This window comes from Terrisporobacter muris, assembly GCF_024621905.1.
Lineage (GTDB): Bacteria > Bacillota > Clostridia > Peptostreptococcales > Peptostreptococcaceae > Terrisporobacter > Terrisporobacter muris.
Genome location: NZ_JANKBY010000266.1, coordinates 1 through 5,250, shown reverse-complemented (window position 1 = coordinate 5,250; position 5,250 = coordinate 1). Strand labels below are relative to the sequence as shown.

Annotated in this window: 4 protein-coding genes and 1 other annotated feature; all 4 genes read left to right on the top strand. The window is 30.3% G+C overall.

Going from position 1 to position 5,250, the window contains the following annotated elements; all coding sequences use genetic code 11:
* Positions 1–163 precede the first annotated feature (163 nt).
* Positions 164–514 carry a ribosome silencing factor gene (gene rsfS / locus NSA58_RS15590; RefSeq protein WP_039679802.1) on the top strand — a complete coding sequence of 117 codons (351 nt, stop codon included), beginning with the start codon at positions 164–166 and terminating at the stop codon, positions 512–514.
* Positions 515–550: 36 nt separating this feature from the next.
* Positions 551–740 (top strand) — a binding site (T-box leader).
* A 112-nt stretch (positions 741–852) separates the two neighbouring features.
* The gene (leuS, locus tag NSA58_RS15585) at positions 853–3,273 is read left to right on the top strand and encodes a leucine--tRNA ligase (protein ID WP_074429113.1); all 2,421 of its coding nucleotides are present in this window, start codon (positions 853–855) and stop codon (positions 3,271–3,273) included.
* A 179-nt stretch (positions 3,274–3,452) separates the two neighbouring features.
* On the top strand, positions 3,453–3,836 hold the full coding sequence (locus tag NSA58_RS15580) for a RidA family protein (protein ID WP_039679794.1): 384 nt from the start codon (positions 3,453–3,455) through the stop codon (positions 3,834–3,836).
* 118 nt (positions 3,837–3,954) lie between these two features.
* Positions 3,955–5,220: a cation:proton antiporter gene (locus tag NSA58_RS15575; RefSeq protein ID WP_074429114.1), complete on the top strand. Its 1,266-nt coding sequence runs from the start codon at positions 3,955–3,957 to the stop codon at positions 5,218–5,220.
* Positions 5,221–5,250 lie beyond the last annotated feature (30 nt).

The window sequence follows — 5,250 nt, the reverse complement described above, 5'->3', positions numbered from 1 at the left end:
AATTTTTGAACAAGAAGGTTGTCTGAATCAATTACGAGAATATCTCGTTGTCGATATGAGTGTAGCAAATTTTTATTTTGTATATATAATAGTAATAATATGAATATTTGTGATATAATAACTAGGTAGTTTTAAAATTGAAAGGAGACGGAATATGACTAACATGACTGTTGAACAAATGGCAAAGATTGTTTATGATGCAATTGATGATAAATTAGGTCAAGATATATCAATAATAAATATAGGGAAGGTATCTTCTCTATGTGATTATTTTGTTATAGCAACTGCTGGGTCTACAAGACAAGTTAAAGCAATAGCAGATAATGTACAAGATGAATTAACTAAGTACGGGATAGAACCAAGATCAAAAGAAGGATACGAAACTCAAACTTGGGTATTACTAGATTATGGTGATATAATGGTTCACGTATTTGACGAAGAAAATAGAGGATTTTATAATTTAGAAAAGTTATGGAAAGATGCTCCATATGTTGATGTTGACACTTTAGTATAAAGATGTTAATATTATAGAAAAATAAAGCTTTAAATCAAATAAGTTAGAGTAGTAGGAAATTTTGTTTATTTCAGAGAGTTAGTGGTAGCTGTGAACTAACATAAACTGTTTTTGAACTTGCTAACATAAAATTATTTGGCCGTAGTTGGCATAAAGACTATCTAAGAGAGTTTACTTTTGTAAACTAATTAGGGTGGTACCGCGAAAATATATCCTCGTCCCTAAACGTAAAGTTTAGGACGGGGATTTTTTATATAATTAAGAAATTCTAAAATTTCTTGATTTGGATAAAATAATAATTATGGAAATTATTACAGAAAATACTTAGGAGGTAAAGCATGAGCGTTTACAATTTTAAAAAGATTGAAGACAAGTGGCAAAAAACATGGGTAGAAAATAATCAATATAAAACTGACACAACAGATTCTTCAAAACCAAATTACTATACTTTAGAGATGTTCCCTTACCCATCTGGAAATATACATATGGGACATGTTAGAAACTACTCTATAGGTGACGTAGTCGCTAGATTCAAGAAAATGGAAGGGTACAATGTACTTCATCCAATGGGGTGGGATTCATTTGGTTTACCAGCTGAAAATGCTGCTATAAAACATGGAGTACATCCACATAAATGGACTATGGCGAACATAGAAGACATGAAAGGTCAATTAAAATTATTAGGATTAAGTTATGACTGGGAAAGAGAAGTAGCGACTTCTACTCCAGAATACTATAGATTTACACAAGAAATATTCTTAAAATTCTTAGAAGCAGGTCTTGCTTATAAGAAAAAATCTTTCGTTAACTGGTGTCCGTCTTGTGAGACAGTTCTTGCTAATGAGCAAGTTGTTGGAGGACTTTGCGATAGATGCGATAGCGTAGTTGTAAAAAAAGACTTAGAACAATGGTACTTTAAAACTACTGCATTTGCTGAAGAATTATTAAATGACTTAGATACTTTAGATGGATGGCCAGAAAAAGTTAAAACAATGCAAAGAAACTGGATTGGAAAATCTAATGGTGCTGAGTTAGTATTTGATATAGATGGAACTGATAAATCTATGACTGTTTATACTACTAGACCAGATACTACATATGGTGTTACTTTCATGGTTTTAGCTCCAGAAAGTGAATTAGTTCAAGAATTAGTTGTAGGAACTGAATATGAAGCTGATGTTAATGCTTTCATAGCCAAAATGCACACTAAGACAGAAATAGAAAGAACTGCTTCTGATGTAGAAAAAGAAGGTATGTTCATAGGTAAATATGTTATAAATCCAGTAAACGGTAAGAAGATACCAGTTTGGATAGCAAACTACGTATTAGCTGATTATGGTACTGGTGCAATAATGGCAGTTCCAGCGCATGATGATAGAGATAAGGAATTTGCTGAAAAATACAATTTAGATATAATACCTGTTATAGATGAACATAATAAAATGATAAATTCAGAAGAATTCGATGGAATGGATGCTTCAGAAGCTTTTGAAAAAATAGTTGAAAAACTTGCTAAAGACAACAGAGGTAAGAAGAGTACTAACTATAGATTAAGAGACTGGTTATTATCTAGACAAAGATACTGGGGATGCCCAATACCAGTTGTTTACTGTAATGATTGTGGAATAGTACCAGTAGATAAAAAAGATTTACCAGTATTACTTCCTACAGATGTTGAATTCACAGGAAAAGGAGAATCTCCACTTACTACGTCTAAAGAATTCGCAACTACTTCTTGTCCATGTTGTGGAAAAGAAGCTAGAAGAGAAGTTGATACTATGGATACATTTGTAGATTCATCTTGGTATTTCTTAAGATATATAGATCCTAAAAATACTGAAGAACCATTTAGTAAGGAATTAGTAAATAAATGGATGCCGGTAGATCAATATATAGGTGGGGTAGAACATGCTATAATGCATTTACTTTATGCTAGATTCTTTGTTAAAGCATTCAAATCAATGGGTATGTTAGACTTTGATGAACCATTTAAAAACTTACTTACTCAAGGTATGGTTTTAATGGATGGAAGTAAAATGAGTAAATCTAAAGGTAACACTGTATCACCAATAGAAATAATAAATAAATATGGTGCAGATACAGCTAGATTATTCGTATTATTCGCAGCTCCACCAGAAAGAGATTTAGACTGGTCAGAACAAGGTGTTGAAGGATGCTTCAGATTCTTAAACAGAGTTTATAGATTAGTTGATGAATTAGCTGAAATAGCTAATTCAAATGCAGAAGTTAAAGCTGTAACTAAAGAAGATAAAGCAATGAGACTTGTAATACATTCAACACTTAAGAAAGTTACTGCTGATTTAAGTGAAAAATTTGGATTTAATACTGCAATAGCGGCATTAATGGAATTAATAAATGAAATGTACAAATATAAAGAATTAGATACTAGAAATGATGGAATAATCAGAGAAGGTATTGAGACAATAGTAACTATACTTGCACCATTTACTCCTCACTTAGGTGAAGAATTATGGACTATGATAGGTAAAGAAGGTAGCGTATTTGACATAAGCTGGCCTAAATACGATGAAAAAGCTTTAGTTCAAGATGAAGTAGAAGTAATAGTTCAAGTTAATGGGAAATTAAGAGCAAAAGTAGCTATGGATGCTAACATATCAAGAGAAGATATGGAAAAAATGGCTTTAGAAGATGCAAAAGTTAAAGCTGCAATAGAAGGAAAAAATGTAGTAAAAGTTATTGCTGTTCCTAAAAAATTAGTAAATATAGTTGTTAAATAAAATTTACTTTATATTATATAGACTTATAAGAAGAAATAGAGCTAAAAATAAATCATTAGCTCTATTTTTCTTTATTAAACAAAATAATTATAAAAATAATATATACAATTCTTTTTATGGGTAGTATAATAGTAGAGGAAAATGTTTTTAATCATTATATTTTTTAGGAGGTAAAAAACATGAAACATCAAGTTATACATACTAACAATGCACCAGCTGCAATAGGACCATACTCTCAAGCAGTTAAAGCTGGAAATTTATTATTCGTATCAGGACAAGTTCCTTTTGTACCAGAAACAATGGAAATAGTTGAAGGAGATGTTCAAGCTCAAACTAGACAATCATTAACAAATGTACAAAATATATTAAAAGAAGCTGGAGCTGACTTCTCAGATGTAGTTAAAACTACAGTATTCATAAAAGATATGAATGAATTTGCTCAAATAAATGAAATATATGCTGAATTCTTCGGTGAAAACAAACCAGCTAGAGCTTGTGTTGAAGTTGCTAGATTACCAAAAGACGTTAAAGTTGAAATAGAAGTAATAGCAGTTGTTGAATAATAAAAAATATAACATAAATTTAACAAAAATGACCATCACAGATGGTCATTTTTTATTTATAATTAATACTATATAAAAGCATTAGTTTGTTAAGAGATATGAAAAAGGAGATGGGGGTATGGAAACATCCATTCATGCAATAGCATGTAATAAGTTATTGATTTTATTTGCCACTATAGCAATTACTGGGATTATATGCAGTAAAGGGAGTGAGTTAATAAATATACCAGACGTAGTGCTGTTTTTAATAGTAGGTATTTTATTGGGACCATCAGTTCTTAAAGTTATTGATATTTCTCAATTTCAATTGGAAAATCAATTGATATTAACATTTGGATCTGCATTTATTTTATATTTAGGTGGAAAAGAAGTAAGTTTGAAGGTGCTGAAAAACGTTAAAATATCAGTATTTCTTTTATCGACCTTAGGGGTAGTAATATCATCCTTTTTTATGGCTAAAATTGTAGGGTTTAATTTTCAAATTGGCTTTATGACATGCCTTTTGGCAGGATCAATAATCGCATCTACAGATCCAGCAACAATTGTACCAATATTTAATCAAGTTAAAATAGATAAAAAAGTTAAACAAACTGTAATTAGCGAATCAGCGCTAAATGATGCCACAGGAGCTATAATGACAGTTGCCATATTGTCTATAATTATGGGTGGACATTTTTCTATGGAAGAAAATATATACAATCTTTGTATTATGGTTATCGTTGGAGTAATTGTAGGTTTAATTACAGGATTAGTTTTATTATTTTTAGTTAATGATAGCCCAAAAGGGATATTTAAAGATTATACACCTATAATATCAATCTTATCAGTAATAATAGCATATGAACTTTCTACTTACTTAGGTGGAAGTGGATATATGTCATGTTTTATAGTAGGTTTGGTTACAGGTAATAAACAGAATTTTAAAATGTGGCTTAGCCAAAAGCATTATGATGCTGATTGTAACGTGGTAGAAACTGTAGGTACAATTTGTAGAATGTGTATATTTATAATCTTAGGTAGCCAAGTTCAACTTAGTGAATTATTTAAATATTTTATACCTTCACTATTATCTGTTTTAGGGTTGATATTTATAGTAAGACCTGTATGTGTGCTAGCTTGTACATTGGTAGACAGAAAGGCTAAGTGGAATAAAAAGCAAATATTATTTATGATGTGGGTAAGAGAGACGGGAGTTATACCAGCAGCTCTTTGTGGAATAATTACGTCAATGAAAGTTCCGGGGAGTGAAATAATATCATCTATAGTATTTATGACTATATTAATTACACTTATATTACAAGGAAGTACAACGAAATTATTAGCTAAAAAGCTAGGTTTATTAGAGCTAGAAGTTGTTACAAATGAAGATGAAATAACAAATTAAGCTTAATAAAAATATAGTATAAATTATTTT